This window comes from Nostoc sp. PA-18-2419, from assembly GCF_005869855.1.
In the GTDB taxonomy this organism is placed as follows: domain Bacteria; phylum Cyanobacteriota; class Cyanobacteriia; order Cyanobacteriales; family Nostocaceae; genus Nostoc.
Genome location: NZ_SZNH01000001.1, coordinates 183,499 through 201,216, shown reverse-complemented (window position 1 = coordinate 201,216; position 17,718 = coordinate 183,499). Strand labels below are relative to the sequence as shown.

Here is a 17,718-nt window from a genome sequence, read left to right as displayed (position 1 = left end):
AAGGCCATAACATCACACTCTCATCCAGTAATATCATGTCCGCTCAAATAAGCGTCATTGCGACCGTAGGGAAGCAATCCCAAAAACGTTGTGATTGCATCGTTTAACTCGCAATGACATTTAATATCAAGTTTGGCTAATTACTTACAAAGGAGTTGGTATTTTTGGTAATTGGGAAAAAGGTAATTGCCAAGAGGAGAACAGTTATGTTTTTCTTCCCCATTACCCATTACCAACCCTCACAGATATCATAAGTATTCAAATATACATGATTTAACGGCTGGTTTAGCGAACATCATGTAACTACAATATTGTTGCTTTTAAACTTTTGAATTTTTCAACAGTAGTTGACAACCACACGAGAACGGGTTGGGACTTTCGATGCGATTGTCCACCAGCACTTCAACAGTCAGCTTACTGTTATAAATTAATTCGTCATAATCCATCAAGGCATTCCACTTAATTTTGTCAGTCGGGAAGCCTAGTTGTGAAGCTCCATCAGATATTAACTCTTGCCATTTCTCAACCTCTGGATCTCGTGATTTGCAGTAATCGAGAATCGCAATCAATGCACCAGGCTTGGTAACTCGTAAAATCTCCTCCATAGCACGAACAGGATCATCAACGACACACAGCGTAAATCCTGAGGCTGCTGCATCAAAGCTATTATCCGGAAAATCCAAATTGCAGATATCCGAGATTTTGAAGGTGATGTCTGCGGATATCTGCTTTTTACGTGCTTCATCAAGCATCTTATGAGAAAGGTCGATACCGACGACATGCACCCCTTGAGGATAAGCTGGAAGATTAAGACCCGTTCCCACCGCAGCATCCAGTACAGTTTGTCCTGGCTGAAGCTGCAAAGAAGCAATTAGTGGTTCGCGCTCAATGTGCCAGTAGCGCTTCATAATTGCGTCATAATCGACTGCACCGCGATCGTAGGTTTCGATTACCTGATTTATCTGCATAGGTCTCGTAACAAATAAAACTACTTACTTTAACTATCTCAGGACTTAGGTAACTAGAAGATAAAATTTGTTTGCTGGCGATCGCTAGCAATTTAAACCATCGCATGAACTTTTACCCTCAGAGGAAGCTGAATAATAAACTCGGTTCCTTTTCCAAAAGTCGAAAAGCACTCCAGTTTGCCGCCATGTTTTTGTGTGATAATTTGGTAGCTAATGGACATACCCATTCCGGTTCCTTTACCAATGGGTTTGGTGGTGAAAAAGGGATCGAATATTCGTTGCTGAAATTCTTGGGAAATACCAACTCCATTATCGGCGATCGCCACTTCTACCGACGTTGAATTCACGACTGATGTGCGAATTGTAATTTGACTGGGATTGTCCTCAATATCCTGATGGGTACGTTTAGCATCACTTTCTTCTAAGGCATCAATGGCATTTACTAAAATATTCATAAACACTTGATTGAGTTGACCAGCATAGCATTCGACTTGAGGTACACTACCGTAGTGTTTGATTACCTCAATTTCAGGTTGTTCTGCTTTAGCTTTGAGGCGGTGTTGCAAAATCATCAAAGTACTGTCGATACCCTCATGAATATCGACACTTTTAAATTCTGCTTCGTCGATGCGGGAAAAGTTCCGTAGCGACAGGACAATTTGGCGAATGCGATCAGTGCCTACTTTCATGGAAGACAACAATTTTGGCAAGTCTGACTGCAAAAACTCAAAATCTATATCTTCAGCAGCAATTTGAATTTCTGGATTGGGGTTAGGATCATGCTGCTGATACAATTGTACAAATGCTAATAAATTCTGGCTATATTCCTGGACATGGGTTAGGTTGCCATGAATAAAGTTGACTGGATTATTAATTTCGTGTGCGACTCCAGCAACTAGTTGTCCCAGACTTGACATTTTTTCACTTTGAATAACTTGAGATTGAGTGCGTTGCAATTCCTCTAATGTATTTTTGAGTTCAGTGGTACGTTCTTGTACCCGATCTTCTAGTTCTTGCTTACTTTTTTCTAGCGCCGTAAACGATTCGTGCAGTTGTCCTGCCATGTAGTTAAAAGAGTTAGACAGGGTATTAAGTTCTTGAATGCGGCTAGCTTCTACTGTCTGAGCTTGAGCTAAATTGCCAGATGCCATCGCCTTACTTGCCCAATTCAGGCGCAGAATCGGGCGTATAATCCAATGGGAGGTAAACAAGCCCATCACTGAGGCAACGACTAATGCACCAAAACAAAGGGCGAGCGTGGTCTGCGTGTTAGCGTTAATTTGCGCCATGAATGTGTTTTCTGGCACACTCACCACCAGCAACCAATCCAAGCCATATTTGTCACGCCAAGGTACAACATCGACAAAATAGCGTTTTCCTTGGATTTCAAGCTGAAAATCTGTGTCTTGGTCGATGGAGTCAAACCCTTTAAAAGTTTGCAGGTGTCTGACAACCTTCTGTATTATTGGGTCAGAGCTGTCGCTCGCGTGCAATCTTTTAACCTTTTGATTAACGAAGGTAAAGGGCTTTTCAGTGCCGGAAGTAGCAATTAATGTGCCATCACGTTCTAAAAGGAACACCCGCCCAGACTGACTAATATCCAAACTGCGTAAAAAATCGCCTAGTTTCAGGAGATGAATATCGCAGGCAATCATTCCCAGCAAGCGATTTTGCGAATCATAAATCGGACGACTGGCAGAGGCGGCGATGTATGGGCCAGTGGGATAATCTCCAGTCACAATCTTTGCCCAAATGGGTTTACCAGCAGCGATTGGTTGGGTATACCAAGATTGTTGAGAATTTACCCAATCCCATCGAGCATTGATTTGAGTTCGATCGCCTCTCTTATCAGTAGCATAAGTGTAAACATTATTGGGAAGTTTGGCAGTCCAATCATCAATAGTGATTGTCTTGCCATCATAACGAGCTGCACCCAGCCCCTCACCCGTCGTTAGTCCCATACCAATATAAGTCAGGTCATAGGCGTGCATCTGATCCCAGAAATACTTGCCAAGGGTTTGGCGATCGCGTACATTTAATATTCCCCTGTGGATAGCATCTGCGTTGATTTGATTCAGGGTTTGCGGAACAGAAAGATAAGACTTGAGATGTTCGTCCACTACGTCCCTGTTACGATCTATCAACTGTTCTGCCAGGTCATTAACTGCTCTTTGTCCATTTTTAAAGGACAAATAACCGACTAAACTGACAGCTGCAAAAATTTGAATAACGAAGGGAACAACAAGAACAATCTGTAATGGGAACGCCTTAGCTTTGCTAAAGTAGTGTCTTTTCATTGCTGGAAACTGTAAGTTAATGCTTATTTGATTTACTTCTATAGTTCCCAAGATGCCCAGATACTCATCTTTGTTTAAATTTTTTGTCAAGTCAGAGGCAGCTATGGGTGCGTTGCGCTACACGACAACACACCCTACCATCTACATGGTATTTCTTTTTAAGATACTTATGATTGATTAGTGGGTTGTGCTGCACAACTACTAACGGATAAATATTTTGTTGGATAAAACAGTATCGCAATTATTTAGACTTGACATTTTTAGTAATAGCGCCCATCTTAACTAGTCACTGCTGGTTTGTTTCCATTTTTGCCCTCTACACTGGCAACAAACTGAGGTTGCTCAGTATTAAGAATTGGTAACTCGCCTCGCAGTCCCTTACGACGCTGGTTCTTAGGAACTCCTCCCGCCATACCGTACTCTACACTGCTTTTACCATATCGAGTCCCAACTGCCATTAGCATGTGTTCTGTCATATCTCCCAACTCGTCTTCTGTTTGGAGCATTTCACGGTACAATTTATCCAAGTTGGAAAGGGCAGTGTTGTAGGCATTTTCTCTAGTTCGCATCTTCTCGATCAGGGTTGAAAAGCCAGGTAAGCTGAGTCCATTACCTAAATCTAAGTTTGGAGCAATTGAGTTGATGCCAGCTGCACGACGCACTGCTCTTTCTAACACTATGGAAGTTCTTTTTCTACGAGCCATAATCTATACCTGGTAATTTAGTACGGTTAATATTCTTTACCTTAATGAACTGAGGTATAGATTAGCCTGAGAGAATTTCGGCAAATCTGCAATAGCTTTTGCTACAAACACAATATTTCTCATGAATGCGCGAACTACTGAAATGAGAAAGTAAACTGGGGTTTGAGAAAGTCAAAGCTGATTTTGCTTGCGGAAAACACCAAAATCAGAAAGCAAACTGGGGTTTGAGAAAGTCAAAGCTGATTTTGCTTGCGGAAAACACCAAAATCAGAAAGCAAACTGGGGTTTGAGAAAGTCAAAGCTGATTTTACTTGCGGAAAACACCAAAATGAGTAAGTCAAAAGGCATTTTGAGTAAGTAAAAGCTCATTTTGTTAACTAAATTTGGCTTTTTGTATATTTTTGGGCTGTAATGACCTACGACCCAGTGAATGAGGTGATTGTGCAATGGAAAAAATAGCTAAATATCGAGAGTATATTCAGACTTTGCTTACTCGTTATGCCAGTGACGATGTTTCAAATGATGAGGTCGAGGCTCAACTCATCTTTGATACAGAGCGAGATCATTATCAGTGGATGAATGTAGGTTGGCAAGAATTTGATCACATTTATCGATGTGTCATCCATTTTGACATTAAAAACGGAAAAATATGGCTTCAGCAGAACTTAACAGATCAGAATCCTGTTAAGGAGTTAGTAAAGATGGGTGTTTCCAAAGACGACATCGTTTTGGGATTGCAGCCATCGTATAAAAGGCAATACACAGATTACGGCGTTGCTTAAGGAGTTAGCCATATATGCAGTGGTGCGTTGTTGTCCGCGCAAAGTGCCCGTCTTATACTAGCAATTTGATAATATTAACAAAGTGAGCGATCGCTTAGTTTGAGTCATAGCCAATTGCCCTCTTCAGCAAATAAAGCAAAAACATTATGGCAAAGCGTAAGAAAAGCAATCTCCAGTGGATTAAAGAAACGCTTGAACTAAAACCTGACCATCGCTGGGAATCTCCATCAGGTTATAAGATTTTTGTAGCAGATCGAGGGGCTGTTCGCTTCAATGTTCCCCAGAATTGGGTTTTTGAACCACAAGAAAAATCCTTCAAGTTTCTCGATAAAAAGCCACCCAACGATGATTGCTGCCTAGAAGTATCTTTCAATCGTCTACCACCCAATGACTGGAGCCAGTTTCCGCTCAAATCCACGTTGAAGAAAGTCCTGGAAGACGACAGCCGCAACGTCATTGAGAGGGGAGAAATTATTACCGTTAAACGTCAAACTGCCAGAATTGTCTGGACTCAAATGAAGTTCATTGACACTCAGGAAGAACCACGGGAAGCTTTTTCGCGGACTTGCATTGGTTTGGGGTCAAATGTTCAGTGCTTGATTACATTCGATTATTGGGCAGATCAAGCAGAACAACTAATACCCGTTTGGGATGAAGCAATGCGTAGTCTCACATTAGGGTTGTATATCCGTGACCCGATGACTGGTCTAGCTTTCCCAGATTGAGCCAGTGCATCGCCCAAATGGTAGCGGCAGATTTATTCAATCGTGCATCTAAACAAACAGAAATACCCGTGTATGGATGTGTGACAACAAAAAAAGTATGCCAGTTACTACAACTTTCGCAAAAAGTGGCTTTGCTTGATAAGCAAAGATATTACTTGGATAACGTAGAAGCTATTTTGGCAATTGTACAGACAATTGTTCAAGAATTCAGTAATATTTAGAAATTTAGGCAACAGCACAAGTATTGTGAGTCCTAAACATCGCTAACAAGGATTCAGTAATTTTATATATCTACTTAAATTGGTTGCGATCGCTTCCAATTCCTCTCTAAACCAATTTGGATTGTGGTAGCGCTGTCAAAAATTAATCAATTATATTACTTAGGAAGCAATTGCTTGAAAAACAATACTAGATACAGAATGCCGGAAGTGACAGAAGTTGTGCTTTTGATGTTATTAAAGGTACGATTTAAGTGCTAACCATGAGAGTTCGTGACAAATTGCTCAAATCAAAGTCTAGGTAATTGAACAAAGACTAGTCAAATTCGGGCATTTGAAACTGGGCCATTTGGAACTGTGGCATTTGAAATTCCGGTATTTGGAACTGTGGCACTTGGAATTGTGGCACTTGGAACTGTGGCATTTGGAACTGTGGCACTTGGAATTGTGGCACTTGGAACTGTGGCACTTGAGGCAATAATCCCCCTCCTAGTAGAGTTTTCATCTCTGCATCTGAGAGTTCCTCCATTTCAACTGGGTTGAAACTTAGCTCTGCATTGTTTTTTATTTTTGCCATGAGTTTCCTTCTAACGTTAAAAACACAATACATCAATCATAGATCTCGAATGGGGTTAGTGGCAGGTCTTCCTATTTTTGCACAGTAGGATTACAGGAGGCGGGTTTGTAGGCATCGCTGGCATTTTGTTCAGTGTTCTTAATGTAAAAGCAAACACATGATTGAATATAAAGACGATTCTGAGGTACAGGAAGAATTCACTACCTGTTTTCCATTATTTTAGTTATAAAAAATACTTCAGAATAATTGATGCAATCAATATCAAAGCTATAATTTAATCTAAAAAAATGTCATTTTAAATAGTCTTTTGTTTTACAGTTTTTCTGGAGACAAAATGCGTTTCAAATCTCAAAACCAGACAGAATAAGAGTTATATTATCTAAAGCATTAAAAAGATTGTTATTGAATAACCCTAAAACTTGCATTTAGGCTAAAAATTCATTCTTTTTTCTACTGCTATAGTAAAAAACTTGCCTGACTTGACTTGTAAGAGCGTTGGCGCAGGCCGCCGTTCGCGTAGCGTCTCGTAGAGAAGGCATCGCTAGGTTCGGAGTAATCCCAAGAGTGCATTTGACGGAAAGGTAGACCCATCTTTTGGAAGACGTACTTCTCTTTCACACCAGAAGCAATTAAGTCTGGCTTGAGTGCTTTCACAAATTCCTCAAATTCAAAAGCGGTAACGTCATCGTAAACGATGGTGCCGTTTTCGATGTAGTGGGTGGTACGTTTGTAATCGTCGTTATGGGCGAACTCATAACCTGTACCAACCATCTTCATGCCCAAATCTTGGAAAGCTGGAACAACGTGACGAGGACGCAGACCACCAACCATCATAGCGACAGTCTTACCTTCCAAACGGGGGCGATACTTCTCAAGAATCACATCCATTGTAGGCTGATACTTGGCGATGACTTTCTCAGCGTTTGCTTGAATCTTCTCGTCAAACTTAGAAGCAATTTCCCGTAAGGATTCAGCAATCTTGGTGGGGCCGAAGAAATTGTATTCCAACCAGGGTATACCGGAGATTAAAGCCTACAATCCTTTGATATCAACGCTTTTGGATGTCTGCGTTTCATGTGGCTTGTTTTTGTCTTAAATCTTCTGATTTAAACACCCAAAACTCTAGTGAAATGGTAATTTGATTTGCAAGTTGTGGCTTACTGGGGTAAAAGGGCATGAAAGTTTAGCTGTATGCCCAACAGAATTAGTAATCGGGCCTTAACCCTCGACAGGAGATGCAACACAGATGCTAGTTTCGTCAAAATTCGCAAGCGGATAACATATATGTTGTCCGGCAAATTTTTGTAAAAAGTTGCAAGACATCTGTCAAAGTTTATGCACTTGGTTAAAACGTGGTGTATTGGGCATGGATGTACTGGGAAGGCGAATGAGCGAACACGGAGCGTTGCACCTGATGGAGAACGAAGACCACCGTCGTGCAGTTTGGTTAACCTTGTGCGGTCGCAAGATGCGCCCAAGCGAAGCTCTACCACAAGAAAGGTTTACTGGAGATGACTGCTGTACAGTGTGCGGTCGTGCGGTCGGATGAAACGCAGCAATCAGTCATTGCACTCTCGATTAGGTACAGCATCTCAACTGCTGACATGGACGGGTTAATTTGAAGACTTGCTGCACCAAGGGTTAAGAGCAGCTTGAGCGCAGGGTTACAAATCCACTGTTAAAAACAGCAATTTTCGCGTGGTTTAATTTTCGGAAATATCTAATATGTCCCAAAGGTTTTTGAAAATTTTTGAAATTGGATTATGCAGCCTTATAGCGTTCTGCGAGGGTTAAGGTTCAATCGGGAGAGTGAGCGATCGCGCATTTGTCACCTCATCCTTTACCCTACCCTTGGCTCCATATGGGTAGATATCCTTCAGCAAAGAAAGTAACAGTTACAGTTGTTTTAACCGAAGATGAAAAGGAGAGATTGAAGCGTCTAGCAGACGCTCAAGACCGTTCACTAAGTTATTTGGCTGGTAAGTTTGTTAGAGAAGGACTAGCGCGTGCTGAGGCTGAAGAAAAGCAAGATAAAAAGGAAAGTGCAGTATGAGCGAAGTAACCCCAGACCGCCTAGACCGGATTGAGCGCATTCTTGAAACGGTGACCGCCAACCAACTGTCTCTCCAGGAAGCAGTTCGTCAAAACACCGAAGAAATTCACAGCCTCACAGATATCTTGATGCACTCCATCCAAAACGCGGAAACCGACCGCGAGGTATTCCAAGCTGAAATTCGTCGCATCTGGGAATATCTGCTAGGGCAGCAGCGCGGCAATGGTCGAAGTGAAGGATAAACCAGGGTTCTTAGGCGGCGAGGGTCAGTCAATTGTACTTTTATAAATTTTTATTATCTGGATCATCTGGATCACTGATTATTATTTAACACCTCAGAGATCGCCCCAAGGGTGATCCTTGAGGCGATCGCGTTTATTGGTTAGGGAGCGATACGAGACAAACGCAATTAAAGAATGGGTAGATGGTTGAGACTCCTTCATCCGTTAACAAAAAGTAGAGCAAAGATTTTGAATTCACTATTGAACCTTTTAGAAAAAGCAGCAGTCTAAATTGAGGCGTCAGTTAAATTACTGAAAATAAACTGCCTTAATCCAAAATAGTTGAACAAAGGAAAATCAGTTATGAAAAGGATGCTTGCGGGCATATTAGTTGCTTTGCCACTGTTGGTTGTTGCCACACCAAAACAGGCATCAGCCCTAGTAATCTTTGGGGGACATCATCATCGTCGGTGGGTTCCTGGGCATTGGGTAATAAGACATCACCACAGAGTATGGATTCGCGGTCATTATGTATAAAAAATAGTGTAAATCCGCTCCAAAAGCTATGATGCGTTGCTGCTTCTAGCTCTTATTTCCGTCATTTATGTATCAGGTGTGGGTAGGGAGTGGGAGCGATGCGGCACTACGTCTTACTTGCTCAACTAGCTACCTAAAAACTCTATCTCAGAGATCGCCTCAAGGATCACCCTTGGGGCGATCGCGTTTATCGGTTTTAAAAAAGATGCCAGTTTTCAGCGTATTCCCCTAGCCAATCTTCTCCTGCTGATGATTTTAAAGATTTGGATAAGTTATTCTCCTACTAAATTCAGTACAGTTACTCGTGCTATTGAAAATAATTTTGGTGGCATGACTTCCTGCTTTACCCTCTGGCAGAGTTAAACAAGTATATTTTGATTTGAGAAAAATAGTAGTTTTCTGGGACAGACGATCGTTTATGCATCATCTGTGAATAGTGCATTAGGGAGCGACACGACGCTACGATTTACTCGCTGTAACCCTGAATGATTTCTGATAGACATAGTATAGACTTCTATCTAGACTCAATTCAAGATATTGATAGACAGACGTATAGACATAAGATAGACTCGAAGAAGTATAGACAAGAGTCTAGATAAAATGGCAGATAAAACACTAGCCACTTTTCGGATTGAGCCTGAAAAGTGGGAATCATTCAAAGCACTAGCAACAAGTAATGACTCTACGGCTTCGGCTGTTCTTCTTCAGTTCATTGATAATTGTCTAGATGCAAAAAAGATACTTTCTACTTCTTCTACCCTTAACGCTAATTATAGTCTAGACAATATTGAAGTCTTGATAGACAAACGTATAGAAGAGATACTGACACCGAGTCTAGACAAAACTGAAGCCTTGATAGACAAACGTATAGAAGAGAGTCTAGCAGCAAGTTTAACTGAAGTGCGATCGCAACTGGAGGAACTGCGGGGAAAATTGAAAGCCCGGTAGCAGAGGAGAATAGCGCCGCTACCGGGCAAAAAAGCAATGAAGAGTTAATCCTAAGCCGCGATCGCACGCTCAACAAGCTAAAATTAGGCAAGCAATCAACGGCAGGAAAGGCGATTGACGCTTTTATTAAGGAGCTAACACGGGCGTCAATTGGCGGGTTATAACCGGTAACAAGTGCAACTCATCCCGTACACTTGAGCGTCTACACCTTACCTACAGTTTGTCTACAGTTGAGTGTTGCATGACTTAAGTCACTCACCTGTGGCACATATGACGCTCAATACCTCACCACTAATTTGTATACATATTGTCTACAATGTCTACAGTCAAATGGCGCTAAAATTCTGGGTGTAGACGGCTATATAGCGCTCTGATAAAGGTTTTTAGCGACTACATACAAAAGTTTTAATCACTTAAAAATAGCCAATTTCAGCTAATACAATGATAATTTTTGTAAGTTGCTTATTTTAATAGCAACCTTAATTTGTAGAGTCGTTCTCTAACAGAATAGTCAAAAAGATAACAGTCAGTTAGACAACACCTCAATGATTTGATGCCGTGCCAGAGCTTGCCTGAGATATTCCACCTCAGCCCTGAGCCGTGCATTCTCTTCCTTCAATGCATCAATGCCATCTTTTTTATCTACTGCCTGCTTAATTACCTTCTTCCGGTTCTCCAGGCTGAACCACTTCTGATAAATCTCAGTGTGAATCTCAACGGAATGCCCCAAATTGTCAGCAGCAGCTTTAATTGGAATGCCCATAATATGCGCTCGAATCGCCCAAGCATGGCGTAAGTCATAGGGCGTAAACGGAATATTTACGCGCCTAAACCATGATGAACAATTAATTCGAATAGTGTTGATATCTGTAAAACTGGTTCTGTCATCAGTTTGAACTTTTAACAGTTCCAAATACTCTACATTTTTTAAATCAAACAAGTAAACCCATTCAGGATGTAGCGGTAAAGCTTCTCTGTAACCAGTCTTAGTATTTGGGTGAACCTTCCATGTATTATCTTTATTTTCAGAACTCAACCACCAATCAATTTCAGGATTTACAAACAGTTCTCTTGGGCGTAGTCCATAAGTAGCAAGCATTCCATACACCCACTGCCACATCTTCCAACTGTCTAAACAATTTTTTTTAATTGTTAGGCTTCTAGTCAATGAATACTGATGAAAAGATTCATGGTATTTGATGATATCCTCATCACTAGGGATGTCTCTAGCCTGACTTTTGGGTTGTGTAGCTCTAAATTTTTCGAGGGTGAAACTAGTTAGATTAAGAGTTGACTTTAGAACTTTCAACGATTTAATAGCGCTGTATTTAGCTGAATCACTCGTTAAGTCTGCAAGCTTTTTATCAATCTCAGATTGAGTCAATAAAGTATCTAACCCAATTAGCCGTCGTAAATAGTTCTTGTAATAGAAAAAGGTGTGCTTACTTTTTTCTGTTAATTTGCGTGTTTTAAAATACTCAGTCTCAAACTCTTTCAAAGCCTCATCAACTGTTTGAAATTTTTTAGCGTCCCTAACTGTCTTACCCAAATATTTGTCAGTCCATTCAAACTGTTTACGGGCCATCAGCTTGCCTAGCTCGTTTGCCTCCTCCTCTGCTGTTTTCAACCCGTCCAAGCTTGCAGGGATATTTAGCGAAATTTTGTACTGCTTAAAACCAAGTCCTTTTATGTCGCGATCGCCGGGTTTGATTGGTAGGGATGCTTGCAACTGAATAGTTTCCCGTGCCACGACCAAACCCACCTTCACTTTAGCGGCTTTGAGCCGAGCTTTAGTGTCTGCCAAACCTTTCTCAAACTTGCGTACCAAATGCTGCCGAGTAGCCTTCATGTGTTTCTGCGTTCCTAGATAGCTGCCATCGGTAGATGCTGGCGGAGTGAAATCCTCAAAAACGTCCTGTGCCTTGCTTTCCATTGTGTCTTAAATGTGTCTTAAAATTTAGTCCATTTAGAACAATGTTTAAGTTGAGCAAAGTTAGACGTGGACTAAATCTCGGTATCAAAGACTATTAAATCATACTTCGTACAGGGTATACCATAAGCTTCTTCCATGTGACGGCTGATGTAGTTCATCGAACGGTAGCAGTGAATCAAGTTCATCTTCACGTTCGGTGTCATCAACATTTCGTTGATGGTGCCATCACCAGACCACTGAGCAACTACGCGCAAGCCCAGTTCTTCTAACAGAATCCGGCTCGCCCAAGCATCACCACCGATGTTGTAGTCACCGATAATGGCTACATCATAAGGAGTACCTTCAAACTGGAGTGTACCGTCTTTCTTAGCCTTGTCGGCTCTGGTGAATACCCAGTCACGCACCATGTCGTTAGCAATGTGGTGACCCAAAGATTGGGAAACACCCCGGAAGCCTTCGCAACGCACGGGAACAACTGGTTTGCCAATTTCCTTCGATGTCTTACGAGCAACAGCTTCGATGTCATCCCCAATTAGACCGATGGGGCATTCAGATTGAATGGAAACACCACGGTTGAGGGGGAAAAGTACATCAAGTTCTTCGATCAGCTTAACGAGTTTTTTGTCACCACCGAAGACGATATCTCGTTCTTGGAAGTCAGAGGTGAAGTGCATGGTACCAAAGGTGTCAATACCTGTGGTGCCGATGTAGTAGTTACGACGACCAGACCAAGACCAGTAACCGCAACCTACAGGCCCGTGGCTGATGTGGATCATGTCCTTAATAGGACCCCAAACCACACCTTTAGAACCAGCGTAAGCACAACCACGAGCAGTCATGACCCCAGGAAGAGATTTAATGTTAGACTTAACGCCGCAATCGGACTTACCTTCTTCGTATACGTTTAAATGCTTTTCCCGCTTTTTAGCAGCTTTTTCTGGGTAAGCGCTGAGAACTTCTTTAATTAGCTCTTTTCTTTCTTGGATAATGTTTTGATTTTCTGGAGGTGTCATATTTAGCCTCTGTGACTTGTAAGGATGGGGCATAGGGGGACTAGGAGTCCCCTCTAAGGTTAGGGGGGAGATAAAGACAGAGCCTCAAAGGTCAAAAGTAAGATAGAGAACTCTTCCTTTTTCCTTCTACTAAAGCATTATTTCTTAGCAGCGACTTATGCTACAGGAGCTTCTTCAGCAGTCTTACCAACCAACTTGGCAGCATTTTCCTCGCTTTCGAGAATACCGAATTCAATCAACAAGTCTTCTAATTCTTCCATTTCGATAGGTGTAGGAATAGCCAGATTTTTGTTGTTGATGATTTTGGTAGCTAATGTCCGATATTCGTTAGCTTGGTTGCTTTCTGGTGCGTACTCGTTAACAGTCATCCGACGCAATTCTGCGTGTTGAACAATGTTGTCACGGGGTACGAAGTGAATCATTTGGGTGTTCAACCGTTTTGCCAAGGTTTCGATAAGTTCGTGTTCCCGGTCAGTTTTACGGCTGTTACAAATCAGACCACCCAAACGCACGCCACCTGTGTGAGCATACTTAAGAACACCACGAGCGATGTTGTTAGCAGCGTACATCGCCATCATTTCACCAGATGTGACGATGTAGATTTCTTGTGCCTTACCTTCGCGGATAGGCATAGCGAAACCACCACACACAACGTCACCCAATACGTCGTAAGATACGAAGTCTAGGTCTTGGTAAGCACCATTTTCTTCTAAGAAGTTGATGGCGGTGATAATACCACGACCAGCACAACCTACACCGGGTTCTGGACCACCAGATTCTACGCAACGAACGTTACGGAAACCGGTCAGCATTACTTCTTCGATTTCGATATCTTCTACTGCACCACGTTCTGCGGCGAGGTGAAGAACGGTTGTTTGAGCCTTGCTGTGCAGCATCAAACGGGTCGAGTCAGCTTTAGGGTCGCAACCGACGATGAGGATGCGTTGACCCATTTCTGCCATAGCTGCCAAGGTATTTTGAGAGGTGGTAGATTTACCGATACCGCCCTTACCGTAGAAAGCTATCTGTCTAATATTTTCATCAGTCATGGTTCGTGTTATTCCTGCAATTGGTTGGTTGGTGGGTATGCAGCCTTTGTCTGTTGCGTTCACGCCAGTTGAGCGACAGTAGTGAGCGCGTGTAGAGCATCGTTGGTAGCGTTGGCATAAATGCCTGCTGGGGGCGATCGCTCTACAGCTAAAATTATTGAAAGCAAGTACATATGTTTCCTCGTTAAATTTTTGTTTGTCTTTTTTGTTTTCTTTTTGTCTCTAGTCATTAGTCAAATGACTAATGACTAAGAGCTTACGTAATTTACAAATACGTCATAATGTGTTTCAGCTTGCAAGACTCAATAGGACTTGATGTTGTTATTTGTCAACAATCAATGCATAAGTCCTATTACTTGTTCAAAATAGCACCCTTGAAATTTGAGACGCGCTCTAGTGCAGCTTTGGTATCTTCTGGTGACTCTCCACGCACAGCCATTGATTCACCTAAAAGCTTGGCAATCTCATCGAAGTGTTGTTGTTGTAAATTCAATCCTGCGTGGGTTTTGTCCATTGGACGACCGGCGTATTGCTTTGGCCCCTCAAAAATCTCAGCTAGGAAAGCAACTAGATGATTACGTTGCTTGGCCATATCTGTACCAGCAAAAATGGGATTGAGGAGGCTGTCTGTAGCAATGCGTTTGTGGAGTTCATCTACTATTTGTTCAATAGCTGGTTGTCCACCAAGTTTGTCGTACAATGTGCTCATATCCTGTTCCTTTGAAGCGAGTTGGATGATGAAATTTGCTTTTTAGGCGCTTAATCTATGAAGCCTATATGCTGTTAGCTGTAATAGTGGTAGGACTAATACCAATTCGTAATTCGTAATACGTAGTTCGTAATTAAGAAAGAATTGGTATGAAGCATTGAGTGGAGATAATGATTCGGTTCAAATCCTACTTTCTGTTCCTAGCTGAATGCATATTAAGGTGTATTTGTAGAGTGCGTTAAGTCCTACAGCAATTCCTAAACTGCTTCGACCACAAGGCTCTTGCTGACACGATCTTGTAGTCTGGCTTCGATCGCAATTTTTAGAGTTGCTGTACTACTAGAACAGGAACCGCAAGCACCTTGCAGCACAACTTTAACGCGATCGCCTTCTACATCATAGAGTTCTACGTCTCCCCCGTCTGCAATCAGAACGGGTCTGACTTCTTCATCCAAAACTTTTTGAATTAGAGCAATCTTCTGCACGTTGGTTAGCGCTTGTTGCTTAGAGGTGACAATTTCTGTGGCAACTTTTACGCCGTAATTGTTGAGATTGGGTGCGGCGGATTCCTGTTGCACTGATCTAATAATATCATCAATATTCGCCAAACAGGAACCGCATCCGCCACCAGCTTTCACATAATTTGTTACTTGTTCAGCATCAGTGAGATTATTTTCTAGAATCACGCGACGAATCTTAGACTCACTAATGCCGAAGCAACTACAAACTAACGCGCCTTCATCATCGTCATCGTGGGTAGCTAGAGGAATGCCACGATAATTATAAATAGCGGCTTCTAGCGCTTCTTGTCCCATGACAGAGCAGTGCATCTTCGCTTCTGGCAATCCACCCAGGTAATCTGCAATGTCTCTGTTGGAAACTTTTAAAGCTTCATCTAAGGTTAAACCTTTGATCATTTCGGTTAATGCACTAGAAGATGCGATCGCACTAGTGCAGCCAAAGGTTTGAAAACGAGCATCTAGAATCTTATCAGATTCTACTTCCACTTTCAGGTGCAATCTCAGAGCATCACCGCAAGCAATGCTACCGATTTCTCCTGTTGCAACCTTAACTCCAGTTTCGCCCGTTTCTTCAATTTCTCCCTGATTCTTGGGATCGTAAAACAGTTCTAATACTTTATCAGTGTAGTCCCACATAATGAATTTTAGATTTTAGATTTTGGATTTTAGATTAAGGATTGGGTACTGGGGATTGGGTAGTGGGGATTGGGTATTGGGTATTGGGAAAATTCTTCCCTAGTTCCTAGTACCCAGTCTCCAGTCCCCAGTCCCTAGCGGTGCGCCAGTGCTTGTTCTTGTCCTTGCAACCAACCTGCATTATCATTTTTGAAGGGTGAGAGAGCGCGTAAACGTTCTACAATACTGGGCATTACCTCTATCACTTGCTCAATTTCGGCTTCTGTAGTGTAGCGACAAAGACTGAAGCGGATGGAACCGTGCAAAGTTGTGTATGGTAAGCCCATTGCCCGCAGGACGTGGGAGGGTTCCAGAGAACCGGAGGTACAAGCAGAACCGGATGATGCACAGATACCGAATTTGTTCAATAACAGTAGAATTGCTTCACCTTCGATGTACTTGAAGCCGATATTTGTGGTGTTTGGCAATCTCTGCGTAACGTCACCATTGACTACACAATCGGGAATTTTAGCAAGTAAAGTTTGTTCGAGGCGATCGCGCAGCCTTCTTTCTCTTGTGGTCGCTTCTTCTAAGTGTAACAGTTCTAGTTGAGCAGCTTTGCCCAAGGCAATAATTCCTGGAACATTCTCTGTTCCTGCCCTACGGCCGCGTTCTTGGTGTCCCCCAAGAATAAAGGGACGGAACCGAACCCCACGCCGAATATACAAAGCACCAATTCCTTTAGGGCCATGCAGCTTGTGACCAGACAGGGTTAACATATCTACGGTGCTGGTCTTCATATTTAAGGGAATTTTTCCCACTGCTTGCACTGCATCTACGTGGAAGATAGCGCCGTATTCTTTCACCCGTAACCCAATTTGCTCAATCGGGAAAACCGTGCCGGTTTCGTTATTAGCATACATAATTGTCACCAAGGCGGTGTTACCTGTCAAGGAGGCTTCTAGCTCATCTAGATCCAACTGCCCTTGATGATTAACTGAAAGATAGGTAACACTGTAACCTTGGGTTTCCAATTGTTTGCAGACATTGAGTACTGCTGGATGTTCAACTTGGGTGGTGACGATATGTCGCTTTTCGGGTTGCGCTAACAGTGCGGCTCGAATTGCGGCGTTATCTCCTTCAGTACCACAACTGGTGTAGACAATTTCTGACTCATCGGCTCCCAAAAGGGCTGCAAGTTGTTCTCTTGCTGTTCTTACTGCTTTACCGACTTGCCCACCAAAGGTATGCATACTGGAGGGATTACCGTAATAATCTGTGAGGTAAGGTAGCATTACCTCTATAACTTCTGGGTCTACCTTAGTGGTGGCATTATTATCGAGATAGATGCAGTTATTTTGCATAGTTATTTTGGAAGGGGAAGAGGAAGTGGAAGTAAGGGAAGGGTGAATAATTATTAATGCTTTTTAACTTTTACCCTTTAACCTTTGCATTTTAAACATTTAGGTTTAATTAGACTTCTGCTGGTACTGTTTGGGATTGACGTTTTTGCAACTGATTTGAGTATTTTTGAGCATAGTTGTTAAACCAACCCTCCCAATAATCTTGTTTATTTGTTAATTTTGCAACTACGCGATTGTAATTAGCAAACCACCCTTCCCAGTAATCGCTAGGCTGCTTAACACAACCGTCGCAGGTGGGACAACCAGCTTTACACTGAGGCACGGTATGAATGCTACCAACACAGTTTGTACAAAGTTCAGGGTCAATCCAGTGTTGTCCGTCAACCACTTTAACTGCATTTGTGGGACATACAGATAGACAGAGATTGCAGGAAATACACTGGCTAGTAATAATTTTGTAAGCCATGATTATTCTCCATTTTTA

Annotated in this window: 18 protein-coding genes and 2 pseudogenes; 9 read left to right on the top strand and 11 right to left on the bottom strand. The window is 42.2% G+C overall.

From position 1 onward, the window contains the following. Window positions 1–320: 320 nt before the first annotated feature. From FCR06_RS00895 to FCR06_RS00885, 3 genes are all read right to left on the bottom strand, one after another. The gene (locus FCR06_RS00895; protein ID WP_138496977.1) at window positions 321–968 is read right to left on the bottom strand and encodes a class I SAM-dependent methyltransferase; all 648 of its coding nucleotides are present in this window, start codon (window positions 966–968) and stop codon (window positions 321–323) included. A gap of 92 nt (window positions 969–1,060) precedes the next feature. Continuing rightward, on the bottom strand, window positions 1,061–3,265 hold the full coding sequence (locus FCR06_RS00890) for an ATP-binding protein (protein WP_138496976.1): 2,205 nt from the start codon (window positions 3,263–3,265) through the stop codon (window positions 1,061–1,063). Window positions 3,266–3,543: 278 nt separating this feature from the next. Then, window positions 3,544–3,969: a hypothetical protein gene (locus tag FCR06_RS00885; RefSeq protein WP_138496975.1), complete on the bottom strand. Its 426-nt coding sequence runs from the start codon at window positions 3,967–3,969 to the stop codon at window positions 3,544–3,546. Between the two features lie 446 nt (window positions 3,970–4,415). Between FCR06_RS00885 and FCR06_RS00880 the strand changes: the two genes are divergently transcribed. The 4 genes from FCR06_RS00880 (at window position 4,416) to FCR06_RS34710 (ending at window position 6,167) form a co-directional block, all read left to right on the top strand. Then, window positions 4,416–4,751, top strand: a complete 336-nt coding sequence (locus FCR06_RS00880) for a XisI protein (protein ID WP_138496974.1) — start codon at window positions 4,416–4,418, stop codon at window positions 4,749–4,751. A gap of 146 nt (window positions 4,752–4,897) precedes the next feature. Beyond that, the gene (locus tag FCR06_RS00875) at window positions 4,898–5,476 is read left to right on the top strand and encodes a hypothetical protein (protein ID WP_138496973.1); all 579 of its coding nucleotides are present in this window, start codon (window positions 4,898–4,900) and stop codon (window positions 5,474–5,476) included. 17 nt (window positions 5,477–5,493) lie between these two features. Then, window positions 5,494–5,697 (top strand): hypothetical protein, encoded by a 204-nt coding sequence (locus FCR06_RS00870; RefSeq protein WP_189523289.1) that lies wholly within the window; start codon window positions 5,494–5,496, stop codon window positions 5,695–5,697. Window positions 5,698–6,071: 374 nt separating this feature from the next. Continuing rightward, window positions 6,072–6,167: a hypothetical protein gene (locus FCR06_RS34710; protein ID WP_138497162.1), complete on the top strand. Its 96-nt coding sequence runs from the start codon at window positions 6,072–6,074 to the stop codon at window positions 6,165–6,167. 560 nt (window positions 6,168–6,727) lie between these two features. Here FCR06_RS34710 and FCR06_RS00860 read toward each other — a convergent pair. Next, a pseudogene (locus tag FCR06_RS00860) lies at window positions 6,728–7,291 on the bottom strand (nitrogenase component 1); the annotation flags it as partial. Between the two features lie 292 nt (window positions 7,292–7,583). Between FCR06_RS00860 and FCR06_RS00855 the strand changes: the two are divergent. The 5 genes from FCR06_RS00855 (at window position 7,584) to FCR06_RS00840 (ending at window position 10,030) form a co-directional block, all read left to right on the top strand. Beyond that, window positions 7,584–7,820 (top strand): hypothetical protein, encoded by a 237-nt coding sequence (locus FCR06_RS00855; RefSeq protein ID WP_138496971.1) that lies wholly within the window; start codon window positions 7,584–7,586, stop codon window positions 7,818–7,820. A gap of 276 nt (window positions 7,821–8,096) precedes the next feature. Beyond that, entirely contained in the window at window positions 8,097–8,324 is a 228-nt protein-coding gene (locus tag FCR06_RS00850) for a CopG family ribbon-helix-helix protein (protein ID WP_189523288.1), read from the top strand. Further along, window positions 8,321–8,566: a hypothetical protein gene (locus FCR06_RS00845; protein ID WP_138496969.1), complete on the top strand. Its 246-nt coding sequence runs from the start codon at window positions 8,321–8,323 to the stop codon at window positions 8,564–8,566. Before FCR06_RS00850 ends, FCR06_RS00845 begins: the two co-directional genes overlap by 4 nt. Window positions 8,567–8,908: 342 nt before the next feature. Next, window positions 8,909–9,082: a hypothetical protein gene (locus FCR06_RS32330; protein ID WP_189523287.1), complete on the top strand. Its 174-nt coding sequence runs from the start codon at window positions 8,909–8,911 to the stop codon at window positions 9,080–9,082. Window positions 9,083–9,682: 600 nt separating this feature from the next. Next, a complete protein-coding gene (locus tag FCR06_RS00840; RefSeq protein WP_138496968.1) occupies window positions 9,683–10,030 on the top strand; it encodes a hypothetical protein in 348 nt (115 codons plus the stop codon). Window positions 10,031–10,556: 526 nt separating this feature from the next. On the opposite strand, the gene FCR06_RS00835 is transcribed toward FCR06_RS00840, so the two are convergent. From FCR06_RS00835 to FCR06_RS00805, 7 genes and pseudogenes are all read right to left on the bottom strand, one after another. After that, window positions 10,557–11,963, bottom strand: coding sequence for a site-specific integrase (locus FCR06_RS00835; RefSeq protein ID WP_138496967.1), 1,407 nt, complete (start codon window positions 11,961–11,963; stop codon window positions 10,557–10,559). Window positions 11,964–12,061: 98 nt separating this feature from the next. Further along, window positions 12,062–12,976 (bottom strand): annotated as a pseudogene (locus FCR06_RS00830) (nitrogenase component 1); the annotation flags it as partial. A 155-nt stretch (window positions 12,977–13,131) separates the two neighbouring features. Next, window positions 13,132–14,025 (bottom strand): nitrogenase iron protein, encoded by an 894-nt coding sequence (gene nifH, locus FCR06_RS00825; RefSeq protein WP_138497161.1) that lies wholly within the window; start codon window positions 14,023–14,025, stop codon window positions 13,132–13,134. Window positions 14,026–14,377: 352 nt separating this feature from the next. Next, window positions 14,378–14,734, bottom strand: coding sequence for a group 1 truncated hemoglobin (locus FCR06_RS00820; protein ID WP_138496965.1), 357 nt, complete (start codon window positions 14,732–14,734; stop codon window positions 14,378–14,380). A gap of 257 nt (window positions 14,735–14,991) precedes the next feature. Beyond that, on the bottom strand, window positions 14,992–15,891 hold the full coding sequence (gene nifU / locus FCR06_RS00815; protein WP_138496964.1) for a Fe-S cluster assembly protein NifU: 900 nt from the start codon (window positions 15,889–15,891) through the stop codon (window positions 14,992–14,994). Window positions 15,892–16,025: 134 nt separating this feature from the next. After that, window positions 16,026–17,234, bottom strand: coding sequence for a cysteine desulfurase NifS (nifS, locus tag FCR06_RS00810; protein ID WP_138496963.1), 1,209 nt, complete (start codon window positions 17,232–17,234; stop codon window positions 16,026–16,028). Window positions 17,235–17,343: 109 nt separating this feature from the next. Next, entirely contained in the window at window positions 17,344–17,700 is a 357-nt protein-coding gene (locus tag FCR06_RS00805; protein WP_138496962.1) for a 4Fe-4S binding protein, read from the bottom strand. Window positions 17,701–17,718 lie beyond the last annotated feature (18 nt).

Coding starts and splice junctions, on each gene's coding strand:
- FCR06_RS00845 (WP_138496969.1), top strand. CDS start 8,321: ATGAGCGAAGTAACCCCAGACCGCCTAGACCGGATTGAGCGCATTCTT.
- FCR06_RS32330 (WP_189523287.1), top strand. CDS start 8,909: ATGAAAAGGATGCTTGCGGGCATATTAGTTGCTTTGCCACTGTTGGTT.
- FCR06_RS00835 (WP_138496967.1), bottom strand. CDS start 11,963: ATGGAAAGCAAGGCACAGGACGTTTTTGAGGATTTCACTCCGCCAGCA.
- nifU (WP_138496964.1), bottom strand. CDS start 15,891: ATGTGGGACTACACTGATAAAGTATTAGAACTGTTTTACGATCCCAAG.
- FCR06_RS00805 (WP_138496962.1), bottom strand. CDS start 17,700: ATGGCTTACAAAATTATTACTAGCCAGTGTATTTCCTGCAATCTCTGT.
- nifH (WP_138497161.1), bottom strand. CDS start 14,025: ATGACTGATGAAAATATTAGACAGATAGCTTTCTACGGTAAGGGCGGT.
- FCR06_RS00885 (WP_138496975.1), bottom strand. CDS start 3,969: ATGGCTCGTAGAAAAAGAACTTCCATAGTGTTAGAAAGAGCAGTGCGT.
- FCR06_RS00895 (WP_138496977.1), bottom strand. CDS start 968: ATGCAGATAAATCAGGTAATCGAAACCTACGATCGCGGTGCAGTCGAT.
- FCR06_RS00870 (WP_189523289.1), top strand. CDS start 5,494: ATGGTAGCGGCAGATTTATTCAATCGTGCATCTAAACAAACAGAAATA.
- FCR06_RS00875 (WP_138496973.1), top strand. CDS start 4,898: ATGGCAAAGCGTAAGAAAAGCAATCTCCAGTGGATTAAAGAAACGCTT.
- FCR06_RS00890 (WP_138496976.1), bottom strand. CDS start 3,265: ATGAAAAGACACTACTTTAGCAAAGCTAAGGCGTTCCCATTACAGATT.
- FCR06_RS00840 (WP_138496968.1), top strand. CDS start 9,683: ATGGCAGATAAAACACTAGCCACTTTTCGGATTGAGCCTGAAAAGTGG.
- FCR06_RS00820 (WP_138496965.1), bottom strand. CDS start 14,734: ATGAGCACATTGTACGACAAACTTGGTGGACAACCAGCTATTGAACAA.
- FCR06_RS00880 (WP_138496974.1), top strand. CDS start 4,416: ATGGAAAAAATAGCTAAATATCGAGAGTATATTCAGACTTTGCTTACT.
- nifS (WP_138496963.1), bottom strand. CDS start 17,234: ATGCAAAATAACTGCATCTATCTCGATAATAATGCCACCACTAAGGTA.